The 18,832-nt window shown below is 62.3% G+C and carries 13 protein-coding genes and 2 tRNA genes; all 15 read left to right on the forward strand.

What is annotated here, in order from left to right; all coding sequences use genetic code 11:
• Positions 1–18 precede the first annotated feature (18 nt).
• On the forward strand, positions 19–1,530 hold the full coding sequence (locus DW195_RS01430; RefSeq protein WP_089571691.1) for an IMP dehydrogenase: 1,512 nt from the start codon (positions 19–21) through the stop codon (positions 1,528–1,530).
• A gap of 369 nt (positions 1,531–1,899) precedes the next feature.
• Positions 1,900–4,476 (forward strand): leucine--tRNA ligase, encoded by a 2,577-nt coding sequence (gene leuS / locus DW195_RS01435; protein WP_118205575.1) that lies wholly within the window; start codon positions 1,900–1,902, stop codon positions 4,474–4,476.
• Between the two features lie 249 nt (positions 4,477–4,725).
• The gene (gene rimP, locus DW195_RS01440) at positions 4,726–5,220 is read left to right on the forward strand and encodes a ribosome maturation factor RimP (protein WP_118205577.1); all 495 of its coding nucleotides are present in this window, start codon (positions 4,726–4,728) and stop codon (positions 5,218–5,220) included.
• A 1-nt stretch (position 5,221) separates the two neighbouring features.
• Positions 5,222–6,469 (forward strand): transcription termination factor NusA, encoded by a 1,248-nt coding sequence (nusA, locus tag DW195_RS01445; RefSeq protein WP_117629484.1) that lies wholly within the window; start codon positions 5,222–5,224, stop codon positions 6,467–6,469.
• Between the two features lie 91 nt (positions 6,470–6,560).
• Positions 6,561–9,275 carry a translation initiation factor IF-2 gene (gene infB, locus DW195_RS01450; RefSeq protein WP_117629485.1) on the forward strand — a complete coding sequence of 905 codons (2,715 nt, stop codon included), beginning with the start codon at positions 6,561–6,563 and terminating at the stop codon, positions 9,273–9,275.
• A gap of 11 nt (positions 9,276–9,286) precedes the next feature.
• Complete coding sequence (rbfA, locus tag DW195_RS01455) at positions 9,287–9,697, forward strand: 30S ribosome-binding factor RbfA (protein ID WP_006234038.1); 411 nt, start codon at positions 9,287–9,289, stop codon at positions 9,695–9,697.
• Complete coding sequence (locus DW195_RS01460; RefSeq protein ID WP_118205579.1) at positions 9,690–10,733, forward strand: bifunctional oligoribonuclease/PAP phosphatase NrnA; 1,044 nt, start codon at positions 9,690–9,692, stop codon at positions 10,731–10,733. The genes rbfA and DW195_RS01460 overlap by 8 nt, the downstream gene beginning before the upstream one ends.
• Positions 10,734–10,748: 15 nt before the next feature.
• Positions 10,749–11,681 (forward strand): tRNA pseudouridine(55) synthase TruB, encoded by a 933-nt coding sequence (gene truB / locus DW195_RS01465; RefSeq protein WP_118205581.1) that lies wholly within the window; start codon positions 10,749–10,751, stop codon positions 11,679–11,681.
• Positions 11,678–12,685, forward strand: coding sequence for a riboflavin biosynthesis protein RibF (gene ribF / locus DW195_RS01470; RefSeq protein WP_233540779.1), 1,008 nt, complete (start codon positions 11,678–11,680; stop codon positions 12,683–12,685). Before truB ends, ribF begins: the two co-directional genes overlap by 4 nt.
• A complete protein-coding gene (gene dnaG, locus DW195_RS01475; RefSeq protein WP_118205583.1) occupies positions 12,678–14,786 on the forward strand; it encodes a DNA primase in 2,109 nt (702 codons plus the stop codon). Before ribF ends, dnaG begins: the two co-directional genes overlap by 8 nt.
• A gap of 110 nt (positions 14,787–14,896) precedes the next feature.
• Positions 14,897–16,246: an RNA polymerase sigma factor RpoD gene (rpoD, locus tag DW195_RS01480; protein ID WP_055286388.1), complete on the forward strand. Its 1,350-nt coding sequence runs from the start codon at positions 14,897–14,899 to the stop codon at positions 16,244–16,246.
• 161 nt (positions 16,247–16,407) lie between these two features.
• Positions 16,408–16,482: transfer RNA gene (locus tag DW195_RS01485), tRNA-Asn, on the forward strand.
• 34 nt (positions 16,483–16,516) lie between these two features.
• Positions 16,517–16,591, forward strand: a tRNA-Asn gene (locus tag DW195_RS01490).
• A gap of 161 nt (positions 16,592–16,752) precedes the next feature.
• Positions 16,753–17,142 carry an Asp23/Gls24 family envelope stress response protein gene (locus tag DW195_RS01495; protein ID WP_187361832.1) on the forward strand — a complete coding sequence of 130 codons (390 nt, stop codon included), beginning with the start codon at positions 16,753–16,755 and terminating at the stop codon, positions 17,140–17,142.
• Between the two features lie 27 nt (positions 17,143–17,169).
• Positions 17,170–18,831: a DAK2 domain-containing protein gene (locus tag DW195_RS01500; protein ID WP_117765715.1), complete on the forward strand. Its 1,662-nt coding sequence runs from the start codon at positions 17,170–17,172 to the stop codon at positions 18,829–18,831.
• Position 18,832 lies beyond the last annotated feature (1 nt).

An 18,832-nucleotide genomic window follows, 5' to 3' on the forward strand; every position in this document is an offset into this window, starting at 1 on the left:
CATGGAAAAAGGAGAAACATGGCTACGTTCTTTCCCGGTGAGTCCCACACGTTTTCGGAGTATCTGCTGGTCCCTGGTTACTCGTCATCGCAGTGCATCCCCAACAACGTCTCTCTTAAGACGCCGCTAACCCGCTTTAAGCGCGGTGAGAAGCCGGCAATCACCCTGAACATCCCCATGGTTTCCGCCATCATGCAGTCCGTCTCGGGCGTCGACATGGGTGTCGCGCTCGCTACCGAGGGTGGCCTGTCCTTCATTTACGGTTCCCAGACCCCCGAGTCCGAGGCCGCTATGGTCAAGGCCGTCAAGGACCACAAGGCTGGTTTCGTTCAGTCCGATTCCACGCTGACCCCCGACATGACCATGGAGCAGGTCATCGAGCTCAAGGAGAAGACCGGTCACTCTACCATGCCGGTCACCGACGACGGCACTCCCAAGGGTAAGCTCCTGGGCATCGTCACCAGCCGTGACTATCGCCCCAGCCGCGATGATCACCAGAAGAAGGTCTCCGAGTTCATGACCCCGCGTGAGCAGCTCATCGTGGGCGACAAGAACATTAGTCTCAAGGTTGCCAACGACGTCATCTGGGACAACAAGCTCAACGCTCTGCCCATCGTCGACGACAATGATCACCTGATGGGCATCGTCTTCCGCAAGGACTACGACAGCCACAAGACCAACCCCAACGAGTTGCTCGATAACGACAAGCGCTATATGGTCGGCGCCGGCATCAACACCCGCGACTATGCCGAGCGCGTGCCGCTGCTCATCGAGGCCGGTGCCGATGTCCTGTGCATCGACTCTTCCGAGGGCTTCAGCGAGTGGCAGAAGCGCACCATCGAGTGGATCCGCGCCAACTACGGCGAGGACGTCAAGGTCGGTGCCGGTAACGTCGTCGACGCCGAGGGCTTCCGCTTCCTGGCCGACTGCGGTGCCGACTTCATCAAGGTCGGTATCGGCGGCGGTTCCATCTGCATTACCCGCGAGACCAAGGGTATCGGTCGTGGCCAGGCCACCGCGCTGATCGACGTCTGCCGCGCTCGCGACGAGTACTACGAGGAGACCGGCGTCTACGTGCCCGTGTGCTCCGACGGCGGTATCGTCTACGACTACCACATGACGCTCGCCCTTGCCATGGGTGCCGACTTTATGATGCTGGGCCGTTACTTCGCCCGCTTTGACGAGAGCCCGACCGAGCGCGTCAACGTTAACGGCCAGTACATGAAGGAGTACTGGGGCGAGGGTTCCGCGCGTGCCCGCAACTGGCAGCGCTACGACCTGGGCGGCGCCGCGAAGCTTAGCTTCGTCGAGGGCGTCGACTCCTACGTTCCCTACGCAGGTTCCCTCAAGGACGGCGTGGGCGGCACGCTCTACAAGGTCAAGTCCACGATGTGCAACTGCGGTGCCCTCTCGATCCCCGAGCTCCAGGAAAAGGCACGCCTGACCCTGGTAAGCTCCACCTCAATCGTCGAGGGCGGCGCCCACGACGTTGTGGTTAAGGACTCCCAGCAGTCTGTATCTTATCGATAAGCGGCTTTTCCAGGCACCGCACCTTGCCGTTCAAACCGTCGCTTGCGTACCTAAGTACGCGGCGCTCCTCTTTCACTGCAATCTGCGGCACCTGGAAAACCCGTTCGTGCTAGAACGAGTTTCAGACAAAGGTTGATTCTCAGCCACGTTATTTAGATAAAGCGAGATGCCTGCAAGTCGCAGGCATCTCGCTTGTTGTATTTGCTAGAATCATCCAAGTTAACCCTAGGGTCGGGCGGCTAGGCTTTGCTCGCTGCAAGTTCCGCACGAGCCGAAGGCCACTTAATGTGGCCTTCGTGCGCGCAGGACTGTCCGCAGCAGCGAGCAAAGCCCAGCCGATCGGCCCCAATCAAGTTAAAAGGAGCTGATATGTGCGATTGCACAGATCATAAGGATGAGATTCCTGCCTACGACGCACAGGCCATTGAGTCCAAGTGGATGAAGGCCTGGGAGGACTCCAACCTCTTTGCCGTCGACACCGACGACAGCAAGCCCAAGAAGTACGTGCTCGAGATGTTCCCGTATCCGTCGGGCGACCTGCACATGGGCCACGCGCGCAACTACACCATCGGCGATGCCATGGCCCGTCAGGCCCGCATGCGCGGCTACGACGTGCTTCACCCCATCGGCTTCGATGCCTTTGGCCTGCCCGCCGAGAACGCCGCCATCAAGCACAACACGCAGGCTGCCGCCTGGACGTATAAGAACATGGACCAGGCTCTCGCCACGATGAAGCGCATGGGCTTCTCCTACGATCTGGATCGCATGGTCAAGACCTGCAGCCCCGACTACTACCGCTGGGGTCAGTGGATCTTTGAGAAGCTGTGGGAAAAGGGTCTGGTCTACCGCAAGAAGAACCCTGTCAACTGGTGCCCCACCTGCAAGACTGTTCTGGCTAACGAGCAGGTCACCGAGGGTAAGTGCTGGCGCTGCGGCACCGAGCCCGAGAAGCGCGACCTCGAGCAGTGGTACTTCAAGATCACCGAGTACTCCCAGGAGCTGCTCGACGACCTGGAGAAGCTCCCCGGCTGGCCCGAGCGCGTCAAGCAGATGCAGGCCAACTGGATCGGTCGCTCCGAGGGCGCCGAGGTCGACTTTACCCTGTGCGACCAGGATGGCGAGCCCATCGAAGGCGACGAGGGCAAGATCACCGTCTTCACCACGCGTGCCGACACCCTCTTCGGCGTCTCCTTCTTTGTTCTGGCTCCCGAGTACGCCGGCCTGCATGAGCTCGTCGAGGGCACAGAGTACGAGGAGGCCGTCACCAAGATCGTCGAGGACTCCAAGCATATCTCTGCCGTCGAGCGTGCCCAGGGCACCCTCGAGAAGCACGGTGCCTTCACGGGCCGCTATGTGGTAAACCCCGTCAACGGCGAGAAGGTCCCCGTGTGGGTTGCCGATTATGTCGTTGCCGACTACGGTACCGGTGCCGTCATGGCCGTTCCCTGCGGCGACCAGCGCGACTTTGAGTTCGCCCGCAAGTACGACCTGCCGATCGTGCCGATCATCCTGGACGATGACGACCGCGCAGCCGTCGAGGCTAACGGCGAGACCATCGATACCTTCCATGCCGAGACCGTCGATTGGGATTGCGCCCACGCTGCCGAGGGCACGCTCGTCCAGTCCGGCAAGTACACCGGCATGCGCGGCGGCAAGCACTCCGAGGGTGAGGCTGCCATCGTGGCCGACCTTGAGGCCATGGGCTGCGGCCGTCGCAAGGTCGAGTTCCGCTTGCGCGACTGGCTCATCAGCCGCCAGCGCTATTGGGGCAACCCCATCCCGGCCATCCACTGCGAGCACTGCGGCATCGTGCCCGTGCCCGAGGATCAGCTGCCTGTGACGCTGCCCGAGAACCTGGACCTGGGCGCCGGCGAGACCCTCGCCGAGTGCAAGGAGTTCTACGAGACCACCTGCCCGGTCTGCGGTCGCCCGGCCAAGCGCGAGACCGATACCATGGACACCTTTACCTGCTCCAGTTGGTACTACCTGCGCTATACCGACCCGCACAACACCGAGCTGCCCTTCTCCAAGGAAGCCGCCGACCGTTGGATGCCCGTCGATAACTACATCGGCGGCATCGAGCACGCCATTCTGCACCTGCTCTACAGCCGCTTCTTTACCAAGGCCCTGCGCGACCTGGGTCTGCTGAGCGTGGACGAGCCCTTCACCAACCTGCTGTGCCAGGGCATGGTCAAGGACGAGAACGGCGACACCATGTCCAAGTCCAAGGGCAATGTCGTGCCCCCGAGCTCGGTCATCGAACCCTACGGCGCCGACACCATGCGTTTGGCGATCCTGTTTATCGCCCCGCCCGAGAAGGACTTCGACTGGGATCCCAAGGCCGTTGAGGGTGCCAATCGCTTCATCAAGCGCGCCTGGCGTATCGTGTGGCAGCTCGTCCAGTCCGGCGACGCCAACGTGGCCTTTGACAAGTCCGCGCTCGACGAGGTTGCGATGAAGCTCTATCGCGAGCGTCACCGCACCATCGCCAAGTGCACCGAGGACTTCGATCGCGGCCAGTTCAATACCGCCATCTCGGCCGTCATGGAGCTCGTCAACGCGGCGAGCGCCTACCTCAACGCCACCGAGGGCACGTCGCGCGACAAGGCGCTGTGCTACGGCGTGGCCAAGGACATCGTGAGCGTCCTTGCCCCCATTTGCCCGTTCTGGGCCGATGAGCTGTGGCACGAGGCACTCGGCTGCGAGGGCAACGCCTATACCGCCGCCTGGCCCGAGTTCGACCTGGCCGAGTCCGTTGAGGACACGGTGCAGATCGTGGTCCAGGTGCTCGGCAAGGTCCGCGGCCGCGTCGACGTTGCCCGCGATGCCTCCAATGAGGATATGCAGGCTGCCGCCGAGGCCGCCGTCGCCAAGTGGCTCGAGGGCAAGACGGTTGTCAAGGCCATCTGCGTGCCCGGCAAGCTGGTCAACCTGGTGGTCAAGTAAGCACTGCGCGCTTAGCTGACGCATTAAAGACGAGGGGCGATCCGGTTGGGTCGTCCCTCGTTTTGTTTAGCCTGGCCGCGGTCAATTGTCCTATTCTTGTGGAGAAGCTGTGCGCACGCTGACCTGCAGATTCGTACTGTGCTTGCACGTTTCCGCAGCTATTGGTATAGTTTGCTTGCAAATGAAGTTGTAATTGAAAGAAGTGGGGTTTCGGCCCCGCTTCTTTTTTGTATGGATGGAGGTGCCGCAATGGTCAAGACCAAGACCGAGCAGGCGATCATCGACGCGCTCGAGGCCGTTGCTCCCCAGCACGATGTCGACATCGTCGACGTTGAGCTCGTGGGTGCCACCAAGGCCCCCTGCGTGCGTGTGCGTATCGAGGGTGCCGAGGGTCAGAGCCTGTCGCTCAATGACGTCACGGCCAACACCAAGTGGGTCGGCGATGTGATTGAGGAGCTCGACCCCATCTCTTCGAGCTATACGCTCGAGGTGTCGAGCCCGGGTATGGCGCGCCCGCTGCGCCGCCCGAGTGACTTTGCCCGCTTTGCGGGCGAGAACTGCGAGCTCACCTCCACCGCCACCGAGGGCCGTCGCAAGTACGCCGGCAAGATTGCCGCCGCCACCGAGACGAACGTGACCCTTGAGCTCGAGGACGGCGAGTCTGTTACCCTCGATTTCTCTGATGTTAAAAAGTGCAAGTTGAAGCCCACCTATGACTTCAAGCCCGCGAAGGAAGGAAAGTAAGATGGCAGCATCCGACATGATGTCCGCCCTGATGGAGCTTTGCCAGGAGAAGCACATCGACCAGCTCTACCTGATCGACCGCCTGGAGCAGTCGCTCGCCAAGAGCTATGCCGAGATCCTGCATCTTGAGTGGGGCGCCAAGGTGACCATCGACCGCACCACCGGCAAGATCTACGTCTACCGTCTGGAGCCGATCGACGATTCCATGGACGAGGAGGGCAACTTCACCGAGTTCGAGGAGATCGACGTCACTCCCAAGAACACGAGCCGCATCGCCGCCCAGCACGCCAAGGCCGAGATCAACGCCATCGTGCGCAACTCCGCCCGCGAGCAGATCTACGAGGAGTTCTCCGGCCGCATCGGTGACCTCATCAGCGGTACCGTGCTGCAGTCCACGCCCGACTTCACGATCGTCAAGATCCGCGAGGGCGTCGAGGCCGAGCTGCCGCACTTCGATCAGCGTCGTTACGAGAACGAGCGCAACGAGCGTCCGATGGGCGAGCGCTATCTGCACAACCAGCACATCAAGGCCGTGATCATCGACGTTCGCGACCCCAACTCCAACCTGCAGCCGGTTCGTGGCGAGCACAGCCGTCCGCCGATTGTCATCTCCCGTACCCACCCCGAGCTCATGCGTCGTCTGTTTGAGCAGGAGGTGCCCGAGATCTATGAGGGCACCGTCCAGATCAAGTCGATCGCCCGCGAGCCCGGCCAGCGCTCCAAGGTCGCCGTCCACTCGCTCGACGACCGTCTGGATCCCGTGGGCGCCTGCGTCGGCCCCAAGGGCAGCCGTGTTCGCGCTGTCGTGGGCGAGCTCCGCGGCGAGCGCGTCGACGTCATCCTGTGGGATGCCGATCCTGCCGTCTACGTTGCCAACGCCCTGTCGCCCGCTAAGGTCACCCGCGTCCTTATCGACGAGGAGAAGGCCTACGCCGGCGTCATCGTTCCCGACGACCAGCTGTCCCTCGCCATCGGCAAGGAGGGCCAGAACGCCCGCCTCGCCGCGCGCCTGACCGGCTGGCACATCGACATCAAGTCCGAGACGCTTGCCGCCGACATCCTCAAGAACGTTCCCGTTCACGAGGAGCCCGCCGCCGACCTGATCGGTGACGAGGAGGACGAGGACGTCCGTCGCTGCGAGTACGTGTCCGAGGACGGCGTCCAGTGCCGCAACCAGGCCCGTCCCGGCTCCCGTTTCTGCGGTGTCCACGACACCGACGCCTTCGATGATGCGGAGGACCTGATCTAGCGCGCGGTCGCGCCGGGCGGGTCCCGGCGCGTCTCCCACGCTCGTTCAGTCTCTAGGCACCCAAGGTGCCAGAAAGGGTAGGTGAAGTCATATGGCAAAAGTCCGTGTGTCCACCCTGGCCAAAGAGTTCGGCATGACCTCCAAGGAACTGATGGGTCATCTCGCCGAAATGAAGATTCCCGCTAAGTCCGCTTCCTCCACCTTGGAGGACGCCTATGTCGCCATGGTCCGCAAGCAGCTCGCCTCGGTGATCGAGGCCCGCGCTCAGGAAGTCGAGGCCGCCAAGCAGGCCGAGGAGCAGGCAGCTGCCGCCGAGGAGGCCGCACGTGCCGCCGAGGCCGAGCGCGAGCGCATCGCCGCCGAGAAGGCCCGCGAGGAGGAGCGCCGCCAGTTTGCCGCAGCCCAGGCTGCCGAGGAGGCCGCCCGCGCCGAGGCCGAGGCCAAGAAGAAGGCTGAGCAGGAGCGCCTTGCTCGCGAGAAAGAGGAGGCTGCCCGCGAGGCCCAGCGCCGCGCCGTTCCCGCTTCCGACTCCGGTTCGCGCTTCCGTTCGCTGCTCGACCAGATCGCCGCACAGGAGACCGTGCTCAAGGAGAAGAAGGACGCCGAGGACAAGGCCAAGGCCGAGCGCGCCGCTGAGCGCGGTAACCGTCGTGGCGGCAACAACGACCGCCGCGGTGGCCGTCGTAACGATCGTAACGCCTCCGACAACAACTCCGAGCGCAACGCCTCCGAGAGCCGTCCGCACAGCCATCGCACCAACGCCAGCAACAACGTCGCTGCCGGCATGGACTTCCCCAACCCCGATAAGCAGGGCAAGGGCAAGAAGCGCAAGGGCGGTCACAACAACGAAGAGGACCACTATAGCCGCATGGCTCGCGAGGCCGAGGAGTACAGCCGCGAGAAGGTGCTCGAGGAGGCCCGCGCTGCCGTCGAGGAGGCCTCTCGCGAGTCCACCGGTCGCCGCAAGAAGCGCAAGGAGAAGCGCGAGCGCGAGGCTGCCAAGGCTCAGGAGGAGCGCAAGATAGAGGAGGCGCTGGCCCAGGGCGTGAACCCCGAGGAGCTCGACGCCATCAAGGTCTCCCAGGGCGTTACCGTCCAGGAGCTTGCTGAGGCCCTCGACGTTCCGGCCAACGACATCATCAAGCGCCTGTTCCTGCTGGGCACGCCGCTCACCATGACACAGTCCATGTCTGACGACCTCGTCGAGCTCGTTGCCGACGACCTGGGCCGTCAGATCAAGATCATCACCCCCGAGGAGGAGAACACCTTCTCGTTCTACGACGATCCCGCCGACCTTAAGCCGCGCGCCCCGGTCGTCACCGTCATGGGTCACGTCGACCACGGCAAGACGAGCCTCCTCGACGCCATCCGTCACACCGGTGTCGCTGCCGGCGAGGCGGGCGGCATTACCCAGGCAATCGGCGCTTCGCAGGTTATGATCAACGACCGCAAGATCACCTTCATCGATACCCCGGGTCACGCCACCTTTACGGCCATGCGTGCCCGTGGTGCCAAGGTGACCGATATCGTCATTCTAATCGTGGCTGCCGACGACGGCGTCATGCCCCAGACCGTCGAGTCGATCAACCACGCCAAGGCCGCCGGCGTACCCATCGTCGTCGCCGTCAACAAGATCGATAAGCCGGGCGCCAACCCCGACCGCGTACGCCAGGAGCTCACCGAGTACGGTGTCATCCCCGAGGAGTGGGGCGGACAGAACATGTTCGTCAACATCTCGGCGAAGCAGAAGATCGGTATCGACGACCTTCTGGAGACCGTGCTGCTTCAGGCAGACGTGCTCGAGCTCAAGGCCAACCCGGACACCTTTGCCTCCGGCAACGTCCTCGAGGCCAAGCTCGACAAGGGCCGCGGCTCGGTCGCTACCGTGCTTGTGACCCGCGGTACCCTGCACGTGGGCGATACGCTGGTCGCCGGCCTTACCTACGGCCGCGTCCGCGCCATGCTTGACCCCAAGGGTCGCGCCGTCACCGAGGCCGGTCCCTCCGACGCCGTCGAGATCCTGGGCCTGCAGTCCGTGCCCAACGCCGGTGACGAGTTCCGCGTGTTCGAGGACGAGCGCGAGGCTCGCGCCCTTGCCGACGAGCGTTCGCTCAAGGCCCGTATCGAGGAGCAGAGCCGCGTGAAGCACGTCACGCTCGAGAACCTCTTCGAGACCATCGCCGACGCTGAGGTCAAGGAGCTCAACCTGATCATCAAGGCCGACGTCCAGGGTTCCATCGAGGCCCTTCAGGACTCGCTCGACAAGATGGATCAGTCCGAGGTCCGCATCAACACGATCCACTCCGCCGTTGGTGCCATCAACGAGACCGACGTCGTCCTGGCCGACGCCTCCAACGCCATCATCATCGGCTTTGGCGTCCGTCCCGACGGTAAGGCCCGCTCCGCCGCCGAGCGCGAGGGCGTCGAGATCCGTTGCTACGACGTCATCTACAAGTGCCTCGAGGAGCTCGACGCTGCCCGTATCGGCATGCTCAAGCCCACCGAGGTCGAGGTCTCCACGGGTACCGCGACCGTCCTGGACACCTTCAAGGTGCCCAAAGTCGGTATCGCCGCCGGTGTCCGCGTCGAGGAGGGCGAGATCGCCGCGACCGATTCCGTGCGTCTGGTGCGTGACGGCATCGTGGTCTTCAACGGCAAGATCGCATCGATGCGCCACTACAAGGACGAGGCCAAGAGCCTCAAGAGCGGTTCCGAGGGCGGCATTGGCCTGGAGAACTTCCAGGACATCAAGCCCGGCGACCAGATCGAGGGTTACCGCATCGACCAGGTTGCCCGTACCGAGTAGGGGGTAGCGCTATGAAGCAAACGCAGGCAACCCGCCGTCTGGGCGAGCAGCTTCGCGAGAAGCTCGGTTATATCCTGCTCTTTGAGGTTTCCGATCCGCGTCTCGACCTGGTTACTTTGACCGCGGTCGAGGTCGCGGTGGACCGTTCGTTCGCGCGTGTGTACGTGTCGTGCGATGCGAGCCGCTACGACGAGGTCATGGAGGCGCTCGCAAGCGCCAAGGGCCGTATTCGCAGCCTGTTGGCTCGCTCGCTCGATTGGCGTGTTACGCCCGAGCTCGATTTTCGCATCGATCGCTCGACCGATGAGGCCGAGCGCATCACGCGTGCGCTGGAAAACGTTCCCGCCACGCTTGCGATCGAAAAGGACGAGGACGGCTATCCGATAGCGGATGCCGCCCAGGAGGCAGCTTTAGATGACTAATTCCGCCGACCTCGCCGCGTGCGAGTCTGCAGATATTCAGCGACGCATCCTCGAGCTCATCGAGGGTGCGTCCTCCATTGCGATTTCGGGACACACTTCTCCCGATGGCGACGCCCTGGGCTCCGTGCTGGGTCTGGGCCTCTCGCTTATGAAGTTTTTCCCCAACAAGGACATTGCCCTGCTGCTGGCAGATGATGACCCGGTTCCGCGCATCTACCGCTTTATGGAAGGCTCCGATTGCCTGGTACCGGCATCTGCGTATACCGGCAATCCGGACCTGTTCATCTCGGTGGACGTACCGGTCGTCGAGCGTCTCAATAATTCCGCCGAGGTGCTTCGTCGCTCCAAGCATGTGGTGTGCTTCGATCACCATCCGGCGCGCGAGGAGTTTGCCGAGCTCAGCTTGAGGCGCGTCGAAGCTGCAGCCTGCGCCATGATCATCGACCGCTTCTTGGACAATTGCGGCATTGTCGCACGTGATGGCGTTGCGACCTGCCTGCTGTGTGGCTTGGTTACCGATACCGGCCGTTTTCAGTACCAAAACGCCGATGCCGCCGCGTTCCATGCAGCCTCGCGTCTGGTTGCCCACGGTGCCGATCCGGCGCGTGTGGCGCTCGAGGTCTACCAGAGCATGCGCGTTGAGTTTTTGCACCTCAAGTCCATCGTTATGGGCCGCATCAAGACGGTGGCCCACGGGCGCGTCGCGTATAGTTACGCGTACCAGAGTGACCTTGAGGCTTGCGGTGTCACCTCGGATGAGTGCGACGGCCTGGTCGATGTGGTGCGCTCGGTGATGGGCGTCGAGGTCTGTCTGTTCCTGAAGGGCATTGAAGGCGATACCAAGGTGCGCGGCAACCTGCGCTCCAAGGGCGACCTCAACGTGTCCGAGATCGCTGATGCTTTTGGCGGAGGCGGACATCCCGCTGCCGCCGGTTTCTCCAACAACGGAACGATTCTCGAGACGCTCACCGTGGCACTTCCCATGCTGGCCGAACTGGTAGGGGAGGATCCCGCTTCGGTGACCGTCGAGCTTTAACTTTTTGGATGGTACATGGCTCGTCGTACGCCTTCTCAACTGAATATGCTGCTCGCCGTCGATAAGCCGGTGGGCTGCACGTCCCACGACGTGGTTTCGCAATGCCGACGCGCCCTCCATGAGCGGCGCGTCGGCCATGCCGGCACGCTCGACCCCATGGCATCGGGTGTCATGGTGGTGGGTGTTGGCCAGGCCACCCGTCTGCTGGGCATGCTAACCCTCGATACCAAAAGCTATGTCGCCGACATCTCGTTTGGCGCCGAGACAAATACCGATGATGCGGAGGGCGAGGCGGTCCGCACGGTGACTGTTGCCAACGAGCTCCGCGATCCTGCCTATGCCCGTGAGCGCTTGGCCGTCATGCTGGGTCCGCAGATGCAGGTGCCGCCGGCGTTTTCGGCTATCTCGGTCAATGGCGTTCGCGCCTACAAGTCTGCTCGCGAGGGCAATGCGGTGGACTTACCTCCGCGTCCCGTCGAGGTCTATGCCGCCGACCTGATCGCCGTGGGCGGCGAAGGTGATACGTTTGTGTGGACCGTGGCGTTCTCGGTGAGCAAGGGCACCTATATCCGTGCGCTCGCTCGCGACTTGGGCCGCGCCTGCGAGAGCGCCGCGCACATTTCCGCGCTGCGCCGCACGGCCTCCGGTGTTGTTTCCATTGGCGCTTGTCATGCGGTTGAGGAGCTTTCTCCCGAGTCCGCGGCTGGCTTTGCCCTGGATCCCATTGCAGCCCTGGGCGCCACGCGTGTTGACTTGCCGGGCAATCTTGGCGACGACCTGCTCTGCGGCCGACGCATTCCCGTTGAGCTTGCGCTTGCCGATTTCGATGCCTCGAAGGCGCCGTTTGCGTTGGTGCTCGATGGGGGACTCAAGGCGCTCGCCCGCATTGAGGGTGGCCGCTTTGTCATGGAACACGTGTTTCCGCAGGCAATCGGCGGTGTTCGATGATGTTGTCCGCTCGCGAGCTCGCGCGTATCTTTTTCGAAGACGAGTCGGACGAGGCTCGCATCGTTACTGCCGATGCGTTTGATGAGTGCGAGCACTTGGGTGCCGCATCGATCGCCATTGGCGTGTTCGATGGCGTTCACCGTGGACACCAGGAACTCATCGAAGCGCTTGTCCTTGATGCCCGTGCCAATGGCTGCAAGGCGGTCGTGGTCACTTTCGATCCCGACCCGGACGTTGTGGTGAGCCCTTCGCCCGCTCAAAAATTGATGACGACGGCCGACCGTCTACATGCCTTGGCTCAGACCGGGGTCGATGCGGTGGTGGCCGTTCCCTTTACGCCTGAGGTTGCGGCACTCGATCATGTCGGTTTTCTCTCACTGCTGTCACGCGTGGTCGACATTCGTTCGATTCGCGTTGGCAGCGACTTTAGGCTGGGTCGCGGCGGTGCTTCTGGTGTTGCCGAGATGCGCGCCTGGGGTTCCGAGCACGGCGTTGACGTGTATGGTCACGACCTGCTTTGCGAGGGCGGTGAGGCCATTTGCGCCACCCGCATTCGTCATGAGCTGGGACAGGGCCATGTGGAGCTTGCTGCTGAGTTGCTCGGCCGCCCGTATATGCTGCGTGGCGGTGTTGTTCGCGGCCGTCATGAGGGTTCTGGCATGGGCTTTCCCACGGCAAACCTGCAGGTTCCCGACGGCATTCAGGTGCCTGCCGATGGTGTGTATGAGGGCCTGGTGCTCGTCGATGACACCGTATGGCCTGCTGCCGTTAACGTCGGCCTGCCGCCGACGTATGCTGACGATGCCGCTTCGGCGCATCTCGAGGCTAACTTAATTGGTTATACGGGCGACCTGTACGGCGCCTCGGTGTCGCTGGCGTTTACGCGCTGGCTGCGTCCCTCGCGTGTGTTCGATTCGTTGGATGAGTTGATCGCGACCGTCGAGGGTAATATCGAGGACATTCGTCACAACTTGGGTGAGCAGGGGGTGGGCATCCGTGATTAGCGATGAGGAAAAAGACCAGGTACGCGCTGCGTCTGACCTGGTTGCCATCGTGCAGGAAACGGTTGAGCTCAAGCCCCGTGGCCATGAGTTTTGGGGTTGCTGCCCCTTTCATGGCGAAAAGACGCCGTCCTTCCACATTATCCCCTCCACGCAGGTGTGGCATTGTTTTGGCTGCGGCGAGGGTGGCGACGTCTTCACCTATATCATGAAGCGCGAGAACCTGAGCTTTCCCGAGTCAATCCGTTATTTGGCCGATCGCGCGGGTATTGAGCTGCACGACACTGGAGATCGTCGCGAGCGCGGTACCAAGCGTGCCCGCATCTACGATCTGTGCGCCGAGACCGCCCAGTTCTACCACACCATGCTTATGCGCGGTAAGGACGGTCGTCCACGCGAGTACTTTGCCAGCCGCGGCATGGGTGGCGACGTCTGCCGCCGCTACTGCCTGGGCTTTGCACCGGGTCGCAACGCGCTGGTGTCGCACCTGTCCCAGGCGGGTTTTACCCCGCAGGAGATGATCGACGCCAACGTTGCCGTGAGCCGCGGGCGCGGGCAGCTTGCCGACCGCTTCTACGACCGCGTGATGTTTCCCATCTTTGACGAGCAGGGTCACAACATTGCCTTTGGCGGGCGCATCATGGGTGACGGCCAACCCAAGTACCTCAACACCGCCGAGACGAGCGTGTTCCATAAAAAGCGAAACCTCTATGGCTTTAACTGGGCCAAGGAGTTTATCGTTGCGCAGGATACGGCCATCGTGGTGGAGGGCTATACCGATTGCATCGCCTGCTGGGAGGCGGGGATCAAAAACGTTGTCGCCACGCTGGGTACCGCGCTCACGGAGCATCACGTCAAGACGCTCACCCGCTTTGCTAAGCGCATCGTGTACATGTTCGACGGCGATGCGGCGGGACAGAAGGCCGCCCGCCGCGCGATTCAGTTTATCGAGCAGGATTCGATGGATCTGCGCTGCGTGGTGCTGCCCGACGGCAACGATCCCATGGAGTTCATCACGGCGCACGGTGGAGAGGAGCTGCAGAAACGCATTGACGCTGCCGAGCCGCTTATGGACTTTGTCTACCGTTCGCTGCAGGAGTCGAGTGACATCACCACGCCGGGCGGTCGTGCCAAGGCGCTGGAGGACGCTCTCACGCTCATCTATCCGCTTCGTAACAGCTATATGATCGATACGTACTTTATCCAGATTGCCGATCTGCTGGGTTTGGATCTGGAGACAGTGCGTGCGAGCTCGGGCCGCGTGTTTCGCGATGTCGCCAAGCGCGAGGATGCGGAGCGTCGCCGTGAGCAGAACTATGAACGCCAGCGGGCGCAAGCCGAGCGCTCTGGTTGCGCGGGCGGTCGGACGTCTGGTTCGCAGGGGGCATCTCGCGGTGCTTGGGCATCGGGCGCGACGCCGCCGGTGTCCGCGCCGGCCGAGGAAGAGCCGTACGACTATGTCCCGCTCGATGCCTACGGTGCCGCGCCCGTGGAGGCCGCCGACGACCTGCCGCCGATCGATGCGCCTGATGGTATGGGTGCTGTGCCTGTGGCTGACGGTTCGGGCGCACCGGCTGCCATGGCGCCGATGGTTCTTACTGATCTTGAGCGCAAGTCCTTGGCAGGGGAGCGCGAGCTGTTGACGATGCTTACGAGCTACCCCGACCTGTTCCGCACGTATGCCGACCGCATCTGCTCCATCGAGTGGGTTGACCCACGTCACGAGTCTATCGCATGGGCCGTGCTGGCAACGCCGCCGGGAACCGATCCGGCAGCCTGCATGGATGCGGCGCGCTCGGTGTGTCCCGAGGCGGCAACGCTTGTGAGTGCCGGGCGCATCTCGGCGACGAGCAAGCACCCCACCGAGACGAATATCGTTTTTATGCTCGATACGCTCGAGCTCTACACCATCAAGCGGCGCATGCGTGCCGCACAGGCCAAGCTGCGCCAGGACCGTTCGCTCGACGATGAGGCCCGTCGCGCGCTGACCGTGCAGGCCGCGCAGGATTCGCAGCGTCAACGTGAACTGCAAAAGTCGATCGGCGGCGTGGCGGACCCGTTCCGTTTGATTGGTCTGGAGGCCGCAGGCACCGAACAGGCCTAGATGTTGTGGTCAACCAGCGTATTCTCGCCTATATCCAGTCCTCTTTTTGGGTATAGACGTCTATGTGTGTGCTAAAGTATTGAGTCCTGTGGACTATGAAGGGAGAATCTGTGCCAAAAAAGACTGAGAGCACGGGTACTGGGCTGGAATCCTACGTTGCAAAGCTCATGGGCAACGGCTCAAACAGGACTTCGGTAACCGAGGACGAGATTCAGGTCGCCCTGAAGGATATCGATGTTTCTGACGAGCAGCTCACCGCGGTGTATTCCGCGCTGCGCAACAGCGGCATCCAGATTATCTCCGCGAGCGGTAACGACGACGCCCCCATGGACGTCGACGATGACGATAACGATACCGATACCGACGATTTCGATGACGACGACGAGCACGATTCCGGCTCGCTCGACGATCATGAGCTCAAGATGGCCCGTCAGGCCGACGCCGAGATGGGTTCTTCCAAGAGCAAGAAGAAGCGCACCGTGCGCACGTCCCGTTCACGCTCGCGCGTGCGTGGCATCGATGCCTCCACGGTGATGCTGACCGGCGATCCGGTTCGTATGTACCTCAAGGAGATCGGCAAGGTCGACCTGCTAACCGCCTCCGAAGAGGTCGATCTGGCCATGAAGATCGAGGCCGGTCTCGAGGCCACCGAGAAGCTCGAGGCTGCCGATGCCGGTGAGCTCGAGCTCACGCGTGCCGAGATGCGTCGTCTCACGCGCATTGAGAACGTGGGCCTCGAAGCCAAGCAGGCACTCATCAGCGCCAACCTGCGTCTGGTAGTCTCTATCGCCAAGCGCTACGTCGGCCGCGGTATGCTGTTCCTGGACCTGATCCAGGAGGGCAACCTCGGTCTGATCCGCGCCGTCGAGAAGTTCGACTACCAGAAGGGTTTTAAGTTCTCCACGTATGCCACGTGGTGGATCCGTCAGGCCATCACGCGCGCTATCGCCGACCAGGCCCGTACCATCCGTATTCCCGTGCACATGGTCGAGACCATCAACAAGCTTGTCCGCGTGCAGCGCCAGCTCCTTCAGGACCTGGGCCGCGACCCGACCCCCGAGGAGATCGGTGCCGAGATGGACATGAGCGCCGACCGTGTCCGCGAGATCCAGAAGATCTCGCAGGAGCCCGTGTCGCTCGAGACCCCCATCGGCGAGGAAGAGGATTCCCAGCTGGGCGACTTCATCGAGGACTCCCAGGCCATCGTTCCGCCCGATGCCGCCAGCTTCTCCATGCTTCAGGAGCAGCTCACCCAGGTGCTCGACTCGCTTGCCGATCGCGAGCGCAAGGTTATCGAGCTACGCTTTGGCCTTGTCGACGGGCATCCCCGCACGCTCGAGGAAGTCGGCCGCGAGTTTGGCGTCACGCGCGAGCGCATCCGCCAGATCGAGTCCAAGACCCTGGCCAAGCTCCGTCACCCGAGCCGTTCGAGCAAGCTCAAAGACTATATCGAAAGCTAGTCAAGCAAGAAGCGCCCTCAAGCACATCCGCTCGGGGGCGCTTTCATGTAGTCGTTGGGGACGTTCTTAAACGACTAGGTCGGAAAAATTCTCAAAAAAGTTCTTGCCCTGAGCTGATTCGTCCGTATAATAAATTTCGTTGCTTGAGAGCACGCACCTATTCCTCGGTAGCTCAATGGTAGAGCACGCGGCTGTTAACCGCGCTGTTGTAGGTTCGAGTCCTACCCGGGGAGCCAGAATTTATCAGCCCATTCCGCTGGGCTTTTTAATTCCTCGGTAGCTCAATGGTAGAGCACGCGGCTGTTAACCGCGCTGTTGTAGGTTCGAGTCCTACCCGGGGAGCCAGGTTGTAAAACCCGTCGCTTATGCGGCGGGTTTTTTTATGCCGCGACCACTTGACTCGAACGTTGCCATATCAACATTTCGTGTCGAGGATGTAATCCCGCGACCCACCACCTCAACATGGCGCGGTCGTTGTAGAATAATGCAATGATTGCTCCCACGACATGGTGCCGCGAGCACCAGATAAGGAGATTCTTGTGTCTGAGACCATTAACGGCAGCCTGAGCGTCTCGAACGACGTTATTGCCGATATTGCCGGTTATGCCGCGATGACGTGCTATGGCGTCGTCGGTATGGCTGAGCAGCTCCAAGGCGCCGAGAGCGTGCGCCTGCTTGCCGGTCAGCGCCTCCGCAAGGGCGTGCTTGTCTCCGCCGACGAGAACGGCCTTACGGTCGATCTTCACGTCGTGCTCGAGAACGGCGTCAACATGAAGTCCGTCTGCCACAATCTTTCGAGCTCCGTTGCCTTCACCCTGCAGGAGATCGCCCAGATCGATCCCGCCAGCCTTAAGATCGGCATCCATATCGACGCGCTCAAGAGCCGTCTGAACTAGCATCCGAAAACGGAGATTCAAATACCCATGATTGCAAAGACCATTCGCACCTGTTTTCCGATCGCTGCGGCTGCCGTTTCCGACAAGGCCGAGGAGATCAATAAGCTCAACGTCTTCCCCGTGCCCGACGGTGACACCGGCACCAACATGTCGCTCACGCTCGCCTCGGTGACCAAGGAGCTCTCCGCCCTTCCCGCCGACGCCGACATGGAGGCCATTGCCGGCGCCATCACCCACGGCTCCCTGATGGGCGCCCGCGGTAACTCCGGCGTCATTACCTCGCAGATTCTTCGCGGCGTGGCTGAGGGTCTTGTCTCCGCCGACGAGCCCATTACGTCCGCCAACATCGCCTATGCGTTCCGTCGTGCCGTCAAGGTCGCCTTCCAGGCCGTCCGCAAGCCTATCGAGGGCACGATCCTCACGGTGCTGCGCGATGTCTCGACCAAGGCCGACGAGTGCGAGAAGAAGAAGTTCTCGGCCGAGGACGCGCTCGATGCCATCGTCGTCGAGGCATATCAGTCTGTCGCCCGCACGCCCGACCTGCTGCCCGTCCTCAAAGAGAACGGCGTGGTCGACTCCGGCGCCTTCGGCTTTGCCATCTTCCTTGAGAACTTTGTTGCCGCCGCGCTTGGCCGCAGCACCGTGGTCGAGGATTTCTCCGCCACGTTTGATTCCGCAGGCTCTGCCCGCGACGCGGCCCTTGGTCGTGTTGAGATCGAAGCCAACGACGACTGGGAGGGCTCGGAGTTCCGCTACTGCAACGAGTTCCTCTTTAAGGCCGACGCCCCGTTTGACGAGGACGAGTGCCTTAAGTTCCTAGGCTCCATGGGCGACTGTGAGCTGCTCGTGGGCGCTTATCCCGACTACAAGATCCATGTGCACTCCAACACCCCCAACTTGGTGCTCGAGCACATGCTGCAGCTCGGTCAGATCTATGAGGTCTTTATCCACAACATGGAGATGGAGGCCCACGACCGTACCGCCAAGATCCACGAGGATCAGGAAAAGGCCGCCGAGCCCGCGAAGGCCCTGGGCTTTGTCGCCGTTGCCGCTGGGTCCGGCGAGGCAGACATCCTCAAGTCCCTCGGCGTCGACGTGATCGTCTCGGGTGGCCAGACCATGAACCCCTCGACCGCAGACCTGCTGGGCGCCGTCGACCAGGTCAACGCGACCTCGGTCATCATTCTGCCCAACAACGGCAACATCCGCATGGCCGCTGAGGCCGCTGCCTCAGCCTGCACCGACAAGAAGGTCGCCGTCGTTCCCACCAAGACCGTTCCTCAGGCCTTCTCCGCGCTGTTCGCGGTCCTGCCCGATTCCGAGCTCGAGGACGCCGTCGCCGCCATGGTCGACGCCATCAGCGAGGTCCGCGATGGCGAGGTCACCCGCGCCGTGCGCGATTCCAGCGCCTCTGACGGCTCTCCGATTCACTCCGGTGACGTCATGGGTATCATCGCCGGCTCCATCGACGTGGTCGGCTCCGACGTGAAGCAGGTCACGCTCGATTGCATCAACCGTATGCAGGAGGAAGAGGAGGGCGACGCGCTGACGATTCTGGCCGGCGAGGAGCTGTCCGATGAGGCCTTCCAGGAGATCGTCGACGCTATCGAGGAGGCTCAGCCCGATCTGGAGATCGACGCCCATCGTGGCGAGCAGCCGCTCTATCCCGTGATCTTCTCGATCGAGTAGG

Source organism: Collinsella sp. AM17-1 (assembly GCF_003470665.1).
Classification (GTDB): domain Bacteria; phylum Actinomycetota; class Coriobacteriia; order Coriobacteriales; family Coriobacteriaceae; genus Collinsella.